Source organism: Microbispora sp. NPDC046973 (genome assembly GCF_040644495.1).
In the GTDB taxonomy this organism is placed as follows: Bacteria; Actinomycetota; Actinomycetes; order Streptosporangiales; family Streptosporangiaceae; genus Microbispora.
This window is the reverse complement of sequence record NZ_JBEYWQ010000016.1, coordinates 110,483-125,098: the sequence shown is the minus strand read 5'-3', so window position 1 is coordinate 125,098 and position 14,616 is coordinate 110,483. Positions and strand designations below refer to the sequence as shown.

General features: G+C 72.6%; 15 protein-coding genes. 7 read left to right on the top strand and 8 right to left on the bottom strand.

What is annotated here, in order from left to right; all coding sequences use genetic code 11:
• Positions 1 to 21: 21 nt before the first annotated feature.
• From ABZ860_RS27075 to ABZ860_RS27065, 3 genes are read right to left on the bottom strand one after another with little or no spacing between them, the layout of a single operon-like run.
• Complete coding sequence (locus ABZ860_RS27075; RefSeq protein ID WP_357225175.1) at positions 22 to 1,005, bottom strand: hypothetical protein; 984 nt, start codon at positions 1,003 to 1,005, stop codon at positions 22 to 24.
• The gene (locus ABZ860_RS27070) at positions 1,005 to 1,649 is read right to left on the bottom strand and encodes a hemerythrin domain-containing protein (protein WP_357225172.1); all 645 of its coding nucleotides are present in this window, start codon (positions 1,647 to 1,649) and stop codon (positions 1,005 to 1,007) included. The genes ABZ860_RS27075 and ABZ860_RS27070 overlap by 1 nt, the downstream gene beginning before the upstream one ends.
• 43 nt (positions 1,650 to 1,692) lie before the next feature.
• A complete protein-coding gene (locus tag ABZ860_RS27065; RefSeq protein ID WP_357225169.1) occupies positions 1,693 to 4,959 on the bottom strand; it encodes a BTAD domain-containing putative transcriptional regulator in 3,267 nt (1,088 codons plus the stop codon).
• Positions 4,960 to 5,046: 87 nt separating this feature from the next.
• Between ABZ860_RS27065 and ABZ860_RS27060 the strand changes: the two genes are divergently transcribed.
• Positions 5,047 to 5,586, top strand: coding sequence for a GNAT family protein (locus tag ABZ860_RS27060; protein WP_357225167.1), 540 nt, complete (start codon positions 5,047 to 5,049; stop codon positions 5,584 to 5,586).
• 105 nt (positions 5,587 to 5,691) lie between these two features.
• On the top strand, positions 5,692 to 7,539 hold the full coding sequence (locus tag ABZ860_RS27055; protein WP_357225164.1) for an FAD-dependent oxidoreductase: 1,848 nt from the start codon (positions 5,692 to 5,694) through the stop codon (positions 7,537 to 7,539).
• A gap of 42 nt (positions 7,540 to 7,581) precedes the next feature.
• Here ABZ860_RS27055 and ABZ860_RS27050 read toward each other — a convergent pair whose 3' ends face one another.
• The 3 genes from ABZ860_RS27050 to ABZ860_RS27040 all read right to left on the bottom strand — a co-directional run bounded on the left by ABZ860_RS27050 (position 7,582) and on the right by ABZ860_RS27040 (position 9,105).
• Positions 7,582 to 7,980: a hypothetical protein gene (locus tag ABZ860_RS27050; protein ID WP_357225162.1), complete on the bottom strand. Its 399-nt coding sequence runs from the start codon at positions 7,978 to 7,980 to the stop codon at positions 7,582 to 7,584.
• Positions 7,977 to 8,534: a MarR family transcriptional regulator gene (locus ABZ860_RS27045; RefSeq protein WP_357225159.1), complete on the bottom strand. Its 558-nt coding sequence runs from the start codon at positions 8,532 to 8,534 to the stop codon at positions 7,977 to 7,979. The genes ABZ860_RS27050 and ABZ860_RS27045 overlap by 4 nt, the downstream gene beginning before the upstream one ends.
• 85 nt (positions 8,535 to 8,619) lie before the next feature.
• The gene (locus ABZ860_RS27040; RefSeq protein WP_357225157.1) at positions 8,620 to 9,105 is read right to left on the bottom strand and encodes a MarR family winged helix-turn-helix transcriptional regulator; all 486 of its coding nucleotides are present in this window, start codon (positions 9,103 to 9,105) and stop codon (positions 8,620 to 8,622) included.
• An 83-nt stretch (positions 9,106 to 9,188) separates the two neighbouring features.
• On the opposite strand from ABZ860_RS27040, the gene ABZ860_RS27035 reads away from it, so the two are divergent.
• Positions 9,189 to 9,833: an NAD(P)H-dependent oxidoreductase gene (locus ABZ860_RS27035; protein ID WP_357225154.1), complete on the top strand. Its 645-nt coding sequence runs from the start codon at positions 9,189 to 9,191 to the stop codon at positions 9,831 to 9,833.
• Positions 9,834 to 9,936: 103 nt separating this feature from the next.
• Here ABZ860_RS27035 and ABZ860_RS27030 read toward each other — a convergent pair whose 3' ends face one another.
• Both ABZ860_RS27030 and ABZ860_RS27025 read right to left on the bottom strand, forming a co-directional pair.
• The gene (locus ABZ860_RS27030; protein ID WP_357225151.1) at positions 9,937 to 11,454 is read right to left on the bottom strand and encodes an alpha/beta hydrolase domain-containing protein; all 1,518 of its coding nucleotides are present in this window, start codon (positions 11,452 to 11,454) and stop codon (positions 9,937 to 9,939) included.
• An 85-nt stretch (positions 11,455 to 11,539) separates the two neighbouring features.
• Positions 11,540 to 11,944, bottom strand: a complete 405-nt coding sequence (locus ABZ860_RS27025) for a nuclear transport factor 2 family protein (protein ID WP_357225149.1) — start codon at positions 11,942 to 11,944, stop codon at positions 11,540 to 11,542.
• 58 nt (positions 11,945 to 12,002) lie between these two features.
• Here ABZ860_RS27025 and ABZ860_RS27020 point away from each other — a divergent pair, with 58 nt between their 5' ends.
• From ABZ860_RS27020 to ABZ860_RS27005, 4 genes are all read left to right on the top strand, one after another.
• Positions 12,003 to 12,950, top strand: coding sequence for an RNA polymerase subunit sigma-70 (locus ABZ860_RS27020; RefSeq protein ID WP_357225146.1), 948 nt, complete (start codon positions 12,003 to 12,005; stop codon positions 12,948 to 12,950).
• A 17-nt stretch (positions 12,951 to 12,967) separates the two neighbouring features.
• A complete protein-coding gene (locus ABZ860_RS27015; protein ID WP_357225143.1) occupies positions 12,968 to 13,585 on the top strand; it encodes a DUF1707 domain-containing protein in 618 nt (205 codons plus the stop codon).
• Positions 13,586 to 13,660: 75 nt separating this feature from the next.
• Entirely contained in the window at positions 13,661 to 13,864 is a 204-nt protein-coding gene (locus ABZ860_RS27010; RefSeq protein ID WP_357225142.1) for a hypothetical protein, read from the top strand.
• On the top strand, positions 13,861 to 14,592 hold the full coding sequence (locus ABZ860_RS27005) for an rRNA methyltransferase (protein ID WP_357225139.1): 732 nt from the start codon (positions 13,861 to 13,863) through the stop codon (positions 14,590 to 14,592). Before ABZ860_RS27010 ends, ABZ860_RS27005 begins: the two co-directional genes overlap by 4 nt.
• Positions 14,593 to 14,616 lie beyond the last annotated feature (24 nt).

Here is a 14,616-nt window from a genome sequence, read left to right as displayed (position 1 = left end):
CACAATGTTGCCGTAGGGAGATCAGGTGCGGGGACGGCGGACGACGGGGACGGGCTGGCCGCGGCGCCCGGCCTCGGCCCGCAGGCGCTTCCTGAGCATCCTGCCCTGTCCGAGGAACGACCGGAACCGCTCGCGACCACTCCCGGCGAGGCTCCAGTCGTTCAGGGCCCGGTCGACCCGTACGCTCAGCCGGTCGCCCTCCCCCGTCGCGGTTCCGACGAGCACCACGTTCTCCTGCCACTCCAACCCCGGGCCGTGCCGATGGAAGGTGAGGCACACCGGACCGGCGACGGCCTCGACGCCGGCGGGCAGGCGCAGGTCGAAGCCCGCCTCGGTGCGTACGGCCGAGCGGGTGCGCACGGCCAGCGGCATGCCGCCGGCGACCATGGTGACGACGGGCTCGCCCAGGCGGGCCGCGCGGCCGGCGAAGGGCCGCCAGTCCGACGGCGGGACCGACCGGCTCGGCAGCCGGGGGCCCTTCGGAGCGGGGTCGGAGACGGGCGCGGCCACCTCAGCAGGTGGGGTCCACGCCTCCGGTGTCCTGGACAGGTCACCCTCGGGCCACCAGACGATCCGCTCCGGGGTGACCTCCACGTAGACGCGGGCGAAGTACCACCCCAGTCGCTTCGTCAGGAACCACGGCATCCCGGCGAACCCGGAGCCCGTCTTGGCCAGGGACTCCCGGACGTACCTGTCGGTGTTGGCCTGCAGATCGGCGTCGCGTACGGCGGCCCGGCCCTGCACGAGGACGACGGGCGGCCGGTCGAGACCGCTGCCATCGGCGGAGGAGTACAGCAGCGCGACGCGCGGGTCGCGGCGGGCCCGCTCAGCCTTGTCGGGATAGGTGAGGCCGGTGCTCACGTCGAGCGTGCCGCCCGCACCGACGTACGGCGTGACCGGCCAGGTGACGGGCCGTCCGTCGCGGGTGAGCGAGGCGTACTCGCAGACGACGGCGTGGTCGAACAGCTCGGCCGCCTCGCGCGGCCAGGTGGTCAGGGTGGCCATCAGGACTCCAGGGGTGTGGGCAGAGAGGTGGAGGCGCCGTACAGCCGGGCGAACCGCCGCTGGTAGGCGGGCCACCAGAACAGGCGGAACATCAGCCGGGCCACGACCGGCAGGTCCGCGAAGGCGGCCGCGAGCAGGGCGGGGTCGGCGCTTGAGGCGAGCCAGCCGAAGACGACGGGGATCCGGCGGCGGCCGAAGTCGGCCGTCGCCTTGCGCCTGTCCGCCTCGATGTCGTCGGGCGTGAGGTGCCGGAGCATCAGCGGCACGGCCGTGCGCTCCTCGTGGTCGAGGTGCTCGTTGAGCACCTCGTGCAGCCGCCGCAGAGCGGGAGCGCGCTCCGGCAGCGGCGCCGCGCGGTCGGCGGCGGCCGCCACGAGCGGGTCGAGCACGGCGTGCTCGGACTCCAGCTCGGCCAGCACGTCCGCCGCCTCGGGGGCGTGGGCGACGAGCTTGGGCCACAGCGTGGTGTCCTCGTGGGTGTGGTGGGCGTGGAGCATCTCCAGCAGGAGCGCGAGCTGCTCCTCCAGGAGTTCCTCGTGCTCGCCGTCCCGGGGGCCGCGGCACGCCTCGGCGAGGCGGCCGAACTCCGCCCGGAAGCCCGCGTGCATCAGCAGGAAGCCGGCGAGGTGCTCTTGTGTGATCATCTGTTCCCTCACTTCGGTTGGGAACAGCGTGGGTTTCCTGCCCTTATGAGCACTTGTCGAGGGCTTGTCGAGCCCTTGACAGCCAGTAGCCCGCGCCCGCCTCCTCCAGGAGGCGCACCGCCTCCCGCAGATGGGCCCGCGCTCCCGCGCGGTCCCCCAGCGTCAGCAGCGCCTCGCCCAGGTGGCCGTCGTACGCCCCGTCGACGGTGGTGCAGGTGCCGTTCACGAGCAGCAGGCCGGCGAAGGGACGGAACGCGTCGTAGACCTCCCGCACGACGTCCAGCTCGCCGAGCCGGATCGCCGCGTGCAGCCGGCACATGGTGGCCATCGCCCAGTGGTAGTCGCGCGGCGGGACAGGGGTCTCGCGCAGCAGCCGCAGAGCACGCTCACGCTCGCCCAGGTCCGCCAGCGCGCAGGACAGGACGTAGGCGAGCCCCGCCAGGCCCGTGCGCCGGAACATCTCCTCGAACCATTCCGCCTCCGCGCCGAGGCGGTCCTCCTGCAGGAGCGTCTCGGCCCGTACGGCGAGCATGCCCACCTCGAAGTACGCGAGTTCGGAGAAGGACAACGTCGCCCTGACGGGCTCGAAGTGGCGAGTCGGGTCCGGCACACCCTGGAACAGGTCGAGCCCCACGTGCGCGATCGCCGCCTGCAGCGCCAGCGTCGGGTTGTGCAGGCCGCTCAGCAGCGCGTCGGTCTCCGTCAGCAGCTCGCGCGCCTCCGCCACCCGGCCGTACTCGACGAGATGGGCGACGATGTGGAGCTGTGCGATCGCCTGCAGCTGGGGCGACAGATCCGGCTCCGCCAGCAGGCGCCGCGAGGTCTCGGCCAGCTGGTCGATGAAGTCCTGCCCCTGCATGGCGAGCAACCGCAGATGGAGCACACGCCGCAGCAGGGCGGGGTCGCCCAGCCGGTCGGCCGCCGCCACGGCCTGCGACGACACCCGGTCGACCTGGTCCTCACCGCCGATCTGGGCCAGCACGACGGCCCGCACGGCCTGCGCGGACGCCCAGGCGGGGGCGTCTCGCGGCAGCTCGCGCACCGCGCGGTCCATGGACTCCTGCAGGGACCGCACGTCCAGGCCATAGCGGAAGGGGACCCAGACACCGTGCCCCATCGCGATGTCGGCGGCCCTCACGGCCCGCTCCAGGTCGTCTCCGGCGAGAGCCAGCGCCTGTTCGATCGCCTCGTAGCCCTCGTCGTACCGACCGGCGGCGTAGCGGCTCTCGGCCAGGCCCACCGCGAGCTCGAACCGCTCGGCCACCTCCGCTCCGGCGAGCTCGGCTGCCGCCAGCGCCTCCTGCCACGAGGTGGCCGCGTCGTCGAGCGCGTGCCTGCGCATGGCCGCACGCGCGGCACGGGCGGCGTAGCCCATCGCCATGCGGGCAGGTTCCGGGCCCAGCTCGGCCGCCGCCAGCCAGTGCCGCGTGATGGTCGCCGCCTGGTCGTCCCGATCGCCGTACGCGCGGGTGAGCACGCCGGCCAGCCGCGCGTGCACGCCCGCCCGCCAGAGGCGGGAGCGGCGCGACAGCAACGCGTCGGTCACCAGGGCGTGCGCGAACGCGTACCCACCCAGCCTCGTGCCCGACTCGCGGATCAGACCGGCCGCCAGCGCCGCGTCCAGCGACGGCACCAGGTCGCCCAGGTCGCGCCCGGCGACCTCGGCCATGACCCGCGCCTCGAACTCGTCGCCCGCGACCGCGGCCAGCTCGAGCAGCGCGGCCGTCTCCTCCCCCAGACCGGCCACCCGGTGCAGCACGACGTCGAGCACGCCCTGCGGCAGCTCCTCGCCCGCCCGGGCCAGCTCGGCGAGGAAGAACGGGTTCCCCCCGGTGCGGCCGCACAGTTCCTCGGCCTTCCGGCTGCCCGGGTCACGGCCGGACAGCTCCCGCACGAGCGCGCGCACCTCCTCGGCCGCGAGCCCGTCGAGCCCCAGCCTGCGCGCGCCGAGCCGGGACAGCGCCGACAGGGTGGCGGTCAGCGCCGACGCCTCGTGCCTTCGGAAGCTGGCCACGACCAGCAGGCCCGGTCGCGCGGTGGACGCGACGTGGACCAGCAGGCGCAGCGTCGCGTCGTCGGCCGCGTGGACGTCCTCCAGGACGACGGCCACCGGGCCGAGATCGGCCAGGAACGCCCCGACCGCCTCGAAGAACCGCAGCCGCGCCCCCTGCGCGTCGTAGGCCGGGATCGCCTCCACCCCGCCCGACAGGAACGTGCGGACCTCCTCGGGCAGGACGGCCCCGGGTGCCGCGTCCGCGAGGTCGCGCAGCACCTGCTCCCACGGCCACAGCGCGGGCGCCGTCTCGTGGTCGGGGCTCGACCCCCACCCCACCGGGACGCCGGCCGTCGCGCGGAACCTCCTGAGCAGGCTCGTCTTGCCGACCCCCGGCTCGCCGTCCACGAGCACGACCTGCCGGGCCGTGGACGCCGCCTGCACGGCGCCGGCCAGGAACTCCAGCGCGCTCTCGCGTCCCACGAACGGCCCGTCGTCGGCGCGTCGCCGGGGGGCGGACCGCCTCGGCGGCGGCGCGGCGGGCCTGGCCGCGGCGGTCAGGCCGGCGTCCTGGCGCAGCACGGCGGTCTCCAGCTCGCGCAGCCGGGGCCCGGGATCGATGCCCAGCTCGCCCGCCAGCACCTCGCGCACCCTGCGCAGGCACTCCAGCGCCGCCGCCTGGCGGCCCGACCGGTAATGCGCCAGCGCGAGCAGTTCCCAGGCCCGCTCCCGCAGCGGATGGTCGTGCACGAACGGTTCGAGCCGCGCGACCACGTCCGTCTGGCGGCCCAGCTCCAGCAGTGCCTCCGCCAGCCCCTCGACCGCGTCGAGCCGGAGCTGCTCCAGCCGGGCGATCTCCGGCCGCGCCCACTCCTCGGACCGCACGTCGGCGTACGCGTCGCCCCGCCAGAGGGCGAGCGCCTCGGTGAGCACGGCCGCCGCCTGCTCGTGCCGTCCCTCGCCCAGGTGTCCCGACCCCGTGGACACGAGCGCGTCGAAGTCCCGCGTGTCGAGGCCGATCCCGCCGGTCATCAGGCCGTACCCGTCCGCCGCGCTGACCAGGACCGTGGCCGGCGCCCCGGCCTTCCGGCCGGGCTCCAGGCGGCGGCGCAGGTTGGAGACGTACACCTGGAGGCTGCCCTGGGCGCTCGCGGGCGGGCTGCCGCCCCAGAGCCGGTCGGCCAGCACGTCCGCCGGGAGCACCCGATCGGCGCTCATCAGGAGGAGGGCCAGGAGCGCTCGCTGCTTGGGCGGCCCGGCCGGCACGGCCTGCCCGGCCACGACGAGTTCCATGGGACCGAGGACGTTCAGCCGCACGGGCCAATGGTAGGGAGATGCGTTGAACCGGTCCAGCCGTTACTTTCCCGGCGGCGCGGACGGCACACGAGCGGAGGAGAGAACCGCATGACGGACCAGGACACCACGATCCGGCTCATCCGGGTGGACGACGCCGAGGCGATCGCGGCGCACCGCGCCCGCGACAGGCGGGCGTACGCCGCCTGGGAACCGGCCCAGCCGGACGAGTTCTACACGGCGGCCGGGCAGCGCCGGCGCATCGAGGCGCTGCTCCACGAGCACGACCGGGGCGAGCGCTGGCCTGCGGTCATCCTCGCGGGCGGCGAGGTCGTCGGGCAGGTGACCGTGAGCACGATCCTGCGCGGCCCCTTCCGGAAGGGCTTCCTGGGCTACTGGGTCGCCTCGGCCTTCGACGGCCGGGGGCACGCGACCCGGGCGGTGGGCCGGATACTCACCGTGATGACCGAGGAGCTCGGGCTGCACCGCGCGGAGGCGCACACCCGCATGGACAACCTGGCCTCGCAGCGGGTGCTGCGCGCCAACGGCTTCCGCCCCTGGGGGATCGCCCACGCCCACATCTTCCTCGAGGGCGCATGGCATGACGAGGTGTTCTGGGAGCGGACGCTGGACGGCACACCCTCGTCGTGACCATTGCCTGGGACACCAGTTGCACGTCCCCGGCGCGTCGCATGCCGTCCTTTGACCATGACCCCGAAACTCACCCTCCGTAACCGAATCGCGGAGGAGGAGTTCGTGGTCTCAATCGACCGTCGGGGATTCGCCAGGCTGGCCGGGCTGGGCGCGGTGGGATCGGTCATGAGTCCGTCCCTGGGCACGCCCCCCGCCTCGGCGGCGCGCGCGCCGTACGCGGGAGAGCGCTGGCAGACCTGTCTTCAAGTGGCGCGCGACCACCTGCTCGTGGACAGGGACGGCAACGACCTCAAGCACCGCTACCTGCAGGTGCTCATCGACCAGGGCCTGCCGAGGACTCGTACGCCCAAGAAGGTCCTGATCGTCGGGGCCGGGATCTCCGGCCTGGTGGCCGCGACGCTGCTGAAGCGGGCCGGGCACCACGTCACCGTCATCGAGGCCAACGGCAACCGGATCGGCGGCCGGATCAAGACCTTCCGGACGGGCTTCCGCGACCGGCGGCAGTACGCGGAGGCGGGGGCCATGCGCATCCCGGACTTCCACCCGCTGACGCTGGCGCTCATCGACAAGCTGGGAATCACGCGCCGGCCCTTCTACAACGTCGACGTGCCGCCCGGCGCCGTGCCCCGCGGCCCGGTGCCTCCGGTCGTCTACACCTCCTACAACGGACAGGTGTGGCGTTCCGGCCCGCCCAAGGGCGCCTTCACGCCGCCCCCGCGCGTGAACCACACGTTCATCCACGTCAACGGCATCACCCAGCGGCGCGACGAGTACGCCAGGGATCCCCGCAGGATCAACGCGTCGTTCGGCCTCAGGGACGACCGGACCGCGGCCGCGATCCTCGACGAGGCCCTGGACCCGGCGAGGGACTACTTCTCCGTACGCAGGGGCGACAAGCGGGTCGACAAGCCGCTGCCCGAGCAGATCGAGGGCTGGGCCCGGCTGCTGTACGACTTCGACGGCTACTCGATGTACGCCTACCTGAAAGAGCACGCGAAGCTCGGCGACGAGGCGATCGACGCCATCGGCACGCTGGAGAACCTCACCTCCCGGCTGCCGCTGTCGTTCATGCACACGTTCCTCACCCGCAGTCTCGTCAACCCGGCCGTGACCTACTGGGAGATGGCCGGGGGCAGCAGGGAGCTGCCGTACGCGCTGGAGCCGGGCCTGCGCGACGAGATCCGCATGGACCGCAGGGCCGTACGGATCGAGACGTCGGGACGCGGCGTGCGTATCTCGACGGTCAGCGAGGCGGGCAGCACGGAGTCGGAGTTCACCCGGCAGACGCCGCGGGAGACGTTCGAGGCAGATGTGGCGATCATCACGGTCCCGTTCTCCGCGCTGCGTCACGTCGAGATCGCGCCGGCCCTGTCCTATCGCAAGCGCCGCTCCATCATGGAGCTGCACTACGACTCCGCCACCAAGGTGCTGCTGGAGTTCCGCAGGCGCTGGTGGGAGTTCACCGAGGAGGACTGGAAGCGCGAGCTCGGCGGCCGCTACCGCCCCGGACCGCTGACGCACACGATGGGCGGCGGGTCGGTCTGCGACAACGCCAACCGGTTCATCTACTTCCCCTCGCACCCCGTGCCGGGCAGCGAGGGCGGCGTCGTGCTGGCCAGCTACTCGTGGGCCGACGACGCGACCCGCTGGGACTCGATGGACGACGAGGAACGGTACGGCTACGCGCTGCGCGGGCTCCAGGAGGTGCACGGCGACCGCATCGCGGAGTTCTACACCGGCCGCGGCCAGACCCAGAGCTGGATGCGCAACCGCTACGCCTTCGGCGAGGCCGCGGTCTTCACGCCCGGCCAGATGACCGAGATCCACCCCGCCATCGGCGTCGCCGAGGGCCCGCTGCACTTCGCCGGCGAGCACACCTCGCTCAAGCACTCCTGGATCGAGGGCGCTCTGGAGTCGGCCGTACGCGTGGCGCTGGAGGTCAACGGCTGACCCGTACTCCCGCGGGGTCCTCGTGCCCGGGGCCCCGCGGGTTCACCCTGCAGGCTCGATCTCGGCCCTCATGGGCTGCCAGGGCGACGCGTCGAACACCAGCATGATCGAGACGATCTTGCCGCCGTCCAGGCGGAAGTGCTCGGCGGTGCGCTGCGTGCCGGCCGGCGTCGCGGTGTGCACGTCGTACACGAGCGTCGCCTCGGCCTCGCCGTACAGCTCACTGATGAGGTCCACCCCGGTGACGATCGACACGAACCCCGGCAACGTCGCCAGGTGCCCGGCCCTGTCGCCGGAAGCGAAGAACGGGCTCTGGAACCGGAAGGGCTCCCCCAGATGTGTCGCGGCGGCGGTCGCGTCCCCGCGGAAACGGGCCTCGTGATACCCGCGTACGGCACGGCGCGTCTGTTCCCGCGCCTGTTCCTGGGCGGTCACGGTCATGGCTGGGATCCGATCTGACGAAGGTGGGCGGCGAGGCGCTGCTGGTTGGCGGCCAGGCGCAGGCACAGGTCGCGCAGGACGACCAGCTCTTCGGGCGTGAATCCCCGGAACAGCGCCCGCATGGCGAGCCTCGACGGCGTGCGGAAGTCCTCGATCCACGCCCGGCCGGCCGGGGTGATCTCGGCGAGGACCGAACGCCGGTCACTCGGGTCGGGGACCCGGCGGACCAGTCCGTCGCGTTCGAGGGTGTCCACCAGGCCGGTGACGTTGCGGGAGCTGACCCCTGCGGCCCGCGCGAGTTCGCCGATGCTGATCCCCCGCTCGCGTGCGGCGAGCCGGATCAGCAGGTCGAGAGCGCCCGCGCTGACCCCTCTGCCCTCCGAGCCGTGGGAGCGGAGGCGCTCGACCGCGTGAGACGCGGTGCGGACGGCCGCGCTCGCCTCGAACGCCGGCAGATCGCCGTCGTCACCGGCGATCCACGCCATCGCCGCCCTGGCTCGCGGGTCGTAGAGGAAGCCGTCAGGATCATTCTCATAGGTATCTACGTCCTTCATAGTAAGAACGTAGATTAGTACCTACTTCCAGATTTTGCGACCTGCTTTGGCGGCAGACAGACAGGCAGGCGTCCCCGCCTCGGGCTCAGCAGGGTGGGACTTCGTCGCAGGCGGCCACTTCGGCGCAGGCCTCCACGCCGCCGGTGGCCACCTGCTGGAGCAGGCTGTAGAGAGTCTCGCGCTGGTCGTAGTCGAGCGCGCCGAGCACCTCGTCCTCGACCGCCGCCAGCGCGAACTCGGCCTTCGCGAGCCGCTTCGCGCCGGCTTCGGTGAGTTCGACGATGTGCCTGCGGCGATCCTCCGGCGACCGCCGCCGCTCGATCAGTTTCTCGGCTTCCAGGTCGTTGAGCAGCCCGACGACGTTCGTCCCGTCCATCTCCAGCGTGCTCGCGAGCGCCTGCTGGGTGCTGCCGCCGCGGTCCCGCAGCACCGTGAGGGCGACGAGGTGCCGGGGACGCAGGCCGAGCGGTGCGAGCACCGACTCGGAACGAAGACGCAGACGGCGCGCGAGGTGTTCGAGCAGCGCGCCGCATCGATGCACCGGCTGATTGACGACGGGCAAGGACGTCATGGCTCAACTCTAGCCCACTTGACCTGTAATGAGCGAAGGACTAATCATTGATGCAGCATCAATCATCTGTGAAAGGCCAGGAGATGTCTCATCTGCTGCACATCGACGCGAGCATCCAGGGCGAGCGTTCCGTCAGCCGCAAGCTCACCGCGAGGGCCGTCGCCGTCTGGCGCGCCACCCATCCCGGCGGCACCGTCACCTACCGCGACCTGGGCGGCGCCCCGCTCCCGCACCTTGACCAGGACAGCGGCCTGGCCCGGATGGTGCCGCGAGAGCAGCACACCCCCGCCCAGGCGGCCTCGTGGAGATTGACGGAACAGCTGGTCGACGAGGTGAGGCAGGCCGACACGATCGTTCTCGGGCTCCCGCTCTACAACTTCGGGGCGCCCAGCGCCGTCAAGTCCTGGGTCGACCACCTCATCGCCCCCGGGCTGTCGTACGACCCCGCGACGGGCGAGGGTCTGCTGGGAGGGCGTGACTTCCTGGTCATCGCGAGTCGCGGCGGCGGCTACGGGACGGGGACGCCACGCGAGGGGTGGGACCATGCCGCGCCGTGGCTGCCGCACGGTCTGTCCATGACCGGCCTGCAGCCGCGCTTCATCACGGCCGAGCTCACCCTCGCCTACGTCACACCGTCGATGGCCGAGCTGATCCCGCTGGCCGAAAAGAGCCTCGCGGCGGCGGAGCAGGAGATCGACGGTCTGTGGGCTCCCGCCGCCGTCGCCTGAAGGGAGCCCGGCGGAAGCGGGCAGCCGGCGGGCGAAGGCCCCTTCCCGGGCGCGGGAAGGGGCCTTCGCCGTCGAGAGAAGGGGCTTTGCCCCGGTGGTCGCGTCAGCCGCCGATGCCGGAGTTCTCCGCGGCGGTGACGATCGTGGTCGCGTCCTCCGGGAGGAGGTATCCCGCGCTCACCGACGCCTGCGCGGCCGCCCGCACCTTGCTCACGTAGTCGGCGTGCGTCGGGTAGAGCCGGCCGAGCACCGGCTCGGCCGTACGCGGCAGCAACGGGTCGGACGGGTCGCCCGCGTTGTGCCGGTCCCACGGGTCGGCGTCGCCGTTCCAGGGGTCGCGGGCGCCGTAGAGGCCGCAGAAGACGCCGCTGCCGCTGGTGTCCCGCTCCCCCGTGAGCGTGCGGGTCGGCACCGCCACGTCGGGGAGCCGGATGCCGCCCGCGGCCAGGCCCGTGGCCGGGTCGCGCAGGTCGGGGTGCAGCAACGCCCCGCTCGGCGGCCGGGGCCCGCCCCTCGCCCAGGCGGCCAGGAGCCGCAGCGCCGCGTTCATCGAGTAGTGGCCGGGTCCGTCGTTGAACGGCGCCGACCCGGCGGCGCAGTCGGCACTCGGCGCGGCGGAGCCCGCCGACTTCTGCACCGTCGGGTCACCGAGGTCGTAGGCCCACTGGTCGCCGTGGGCCGTACCGGCCAGCTCCCAGCGCACCACCCGGTCGGTGTCCGGCTGCCGAGTCACGAACGTCGTCGGCACGTCGGTCTCGGTGAGCACCACGAACGTCGGCACCGGCAGGTCCGTACGGATCCTGCTCGGGTTCGGCATCGCCAGCACGTCGAGCAGGCTGCCGCTGATCGGGGCGCCCATCGCGCCGTTGCTGTGGATCATGAATCCGTCGTAGACCTCCGCCATGGGCTGGATCGCGTTGACGTACGTCGTCATGAAGCCGGCCGACTGCGACTCGCCGTCGGCGAGCAGCGTCGTGACGCGCAGGCCGCCGAGCGGGTCCGGCCCGCTCGGTGTACGCAGCGCCTGCCCGGCCTGGGAGAAGATGTCGTACGCGTAGGCGTCGCCGGGGTGGACGAGGCTGCCGTACCGCGCGGGGTCCCAGCCCTTGAGACCCTGGATCTCGCCGAGGCCGCCGTCGACACCGACCTCCTGCGCCGAGACGCCGACCCACGCGTAGCCCTTGCGCAGCAGTTCGTCGCGTTCGAACCAGTAGTCCGGGGACAGATCGATCTGGCCGCTGACGTTGAGCCACTCGACCACGACCGTGCCGTTGAACCTCGCCGCGTCGGCGGGCCGGCGGACCAGGAGCCGGGTCTTGTACGGAGCGCGGCCGGACGCCCGGACGCCCCACCGGCCGTCCGAGGTCCAGATGCCGGACTTGGCGTAGGAGGTGGCGGTGCCCTCGATGAAGTACTCGCTCTCGGTGAAGCCGAACGAGCCGAGGTCCTCGGCCGCGGCGAGGAACGGGAAGCCGTGCTCCCCGGCGGCCGGGACGCTGATGACGGGGTTCGCTGCCGCGGCCTGGGCGGCCGGCGGGGCGCCGAGGAGGGCGGCGGCGAGCGCCACCCCCAGCGCCGCGGCGGTGATCCGCCGCCGGGGGGACCGGACGGGTACGCGCACGGGTTACCTCCGTGAGACGAATGTCGGGGAGGCACAGTGTCACCCGCCCTGCCCGGCCCGGTAATCGGCGGAATCACCGGCGTTCCTACCGGGTCGTGTCTCCCCGGACCCCCGGGACGCCCGCCTGGGCCTGCCGGCGGCGGAACTCGTCGAACGGCGTGCGGTCGAAGACGAACCGGTTGTACACGATCTTCCCGTCGCGGACCGTGACGCACTCGGCCGCGGGCGCGCTCTTCGCCGGGATCGTCTCCGCGTCGTACATCATGAGGGCCCTGTCGTCGTCCCCGAACGCCGCGATCATCTCCGCTCTGACGAGGAACCGTTCGGCGAAAGGCGCAAGGAAGTCCCGGTACGCCTGGATCCCGACGAGCCGTCCCGCCGGGGCGTCGAGCACGACGTCGTCGGCGATATGGCCCATCGCGAGGTCTATGTCCGTGCCGGTCCACGCGCGGTGATAGGCGAGGGCGATCTGCAATGCTGAGCTGGTCATCATGTCTCCTTCCGGTGCTGCCTTGTACGACACCGAAGACCCGCGGAACGGAACGGTCGTGGCGGAAATCGCGTTCGAAGAGCTCGCGGCGTACCGGCAGGAACTGCTGCTGCACTGCTACCGCCTGCTGGGCTCGCTGACCGACGCGGAGGACGTGCTGCAGGAGACGTTGCTGGCGGCCTGGCGTGGCCTGGACGGCTTCCAGGGCCGCGCGTCGTCGCGGTCGTGGCTCTACCGCATCGCGACCAACCGGTGCCTCAACGCCCTGCGCGACCGCGGCAGGCGGATGCCGCCCGCGCCCAGCCCGCCGTTCCGGCCGCCGGAACCGAGCCGTCACGGCGACGTACGGTGGCTGCAGCCGTACCCGGACAGCCTGCTCGAGTCCGTGCCGGACGCCGCCCCCGGCCCCGAGGCGCGCTACACGGCGCGGGAGGCGGTCGAGCTGGCCTTCGTCGCCGCGCTCCAGCGGATCCCGCCGCGGCAGGCCGCGGTCCTGGTGCTCTGCGACGTGCTCGGCTACCCGCTGATCGAGGTCGCCCCCATGCTCGGCACCACACCGGTGGCCGTCAAAGGCCTGCTGCAGCGGGCACGGGCCTCGCTCGGCCACCGCCGTGGCGAACCGCCCGCGCAGGGCTCGGCGCAGGAGCGGCATCTGGTCCGCCGCTTCGCCGAGGCCTTCACCGGCGACGACATCGACACCCTGGTCGCCTTGCTCACCGACGACGCGTGGCTGTCCATGCCGCCCGCGCCGCACGAATACCACGGTGTGGTGGCGATCGCCTCGTTCCTGCGGGCGAGCGCGGAGTGGCGGGCGGGCCGGCGCCTGGAGCTGAGGCCCGCCCGCGCCAACGGGCGACCGGCGTTCACCTGCTCCCTCGACGGCGAGCCCACCGGGGTCATCGTGCTCACGCTGAGCGGCGACCGCGTTCGCGGCATCACCCGGTTCCTCGACGGCCGGCTACAGGAACATTTCGAGGCGGGACGAACTCCCTGTCGGGTCGATTGAGAACTATCGTGACCAGCATGGAAAATCCCCCCCAGCGCCGGGACTCCCCGACGTCTCACCTGCGTGCTTCGGACAGCAACAGGGACCAGGTCGCCGCCCTGCTCGGGGAAGCCCTGAGCACGGGCCAGCTGAGCCACGAGGAGTACTCCGAACGCCTCGACACCCTCTACCAGGCCAAGACCGTGGGAGAGCTCGAGGTCCTCACCCATGACCTCCAGGTCGAGCGGCACGCCGAGCGGCCGCGACCCGCCGTGAGCCCGGTGTCCTACGCGCCGAGCGCGAGCACCGAGCCCGACAACGTCATCGCCGTCTTCGGCGGTGCCGACCGCAGGGGCCGCTGGCGGGTACGACGGCAGACCAAGGCGCTGGCCGTCTTCGGCGGCGTACGGTTCGACCTCACCGACGCCGAGTTCGAGGCGAAAGAGGTCGAGATCACGATCAACGCCATCTTCGGCGGGGCCGAGATCATCCTGCCGGAGGGGGTCGAGGTGCGCTGCCAGGGCGTCGGCGTCTTCGGCGGCTACGACGTGCACAACAGCCCGGACGTCGACCCGTCGGCGCCGGTGGTCGTGATCAAGGGCCTGGCGCTGTTCGGCGGAGTGAGCGGCAGGTTCCGTCGCCGCGGCGACCGCTGAGCCTCGCCGAGTTCCGGGAGACGCCGGGCGAGGAGCTCCAAAGATCGGCGGTCGGCGCTGATATCGTCCCCAAATGTGACAATCCTCGACGTCGATCCGTTTGCCGCGAACGGGTTCGCCACGGCGGAGGCGGTGGTCCCGCGCGAGGTCGGCGACCCCTCCGGGGAGCCGCTGTGGCAGCGGATCGGGTCGTCACCGGACGATCCGCGGGGGGTGGACGCAGCCGCAGGGACGGATGCCCGGCTGGTGAGGCGTCACGAGAACGGCCCCGCGTCGTGACCTACCGGCACGCGACCGTCCGGGACGACTACGCCGATCTGGCCAGCGGCGCGGTGCTGCATTCGGCTCCGGGGTTTCCCGCCTTTCCGGTCCGGCTGGCCAGCGAGATGTTCCAGCGCGCGATGGAGCTACGGGGCGGCGACCGGGCCACGGTGTGGGATCCGTGCTGCGGCAGCGGCTACCTGCTGACCGTGATCGGGCTGCTGCATCGTCGCCGGATCTCGGCCGTGCTGGCCTCGGACATCGATCCGGCCGCCGTCGGGCTCGCGGAACGGAATCTGGCCCTGCTGACGCGATCCGGGCTGATGGCACGTGCCGCCCATCTCGCCGAGCAGGCCGAGCGCTGGGGACGCCCTTCCCACACTGCGGCGGCCGAGGCGGCACACCGGATCGCCCACACGCTGAGCGCCGACGGCGGCGACGTGCCCAACGCCGTGTATCAGGCGGACGTCTTCGACGCCGCCCGGCTCCGCCGGATCCTCGCGGAACGCCGGCCGGACGTGGTGATTACGGACGTGCCCTACGGCGAGCAGACGTCCTGGCACGGCCCCGACGGCGCCGGCGGAGCCGTCGGCATGCTCGACACCCTGGGCTCGGTGCTGGACGAGAACGCGGTGATCGCGGTGGCGGTCCGCGGACGTAAGGCGCCGCGCGCCGACCGCCTGCGTACCTGCGCGTCCTTCAAGATCGGGACCAGAACGGTCGCCCTGCTGCGGCCTCAGCCGTGAGGTGACGCCGGTCCGCTCGGTGGC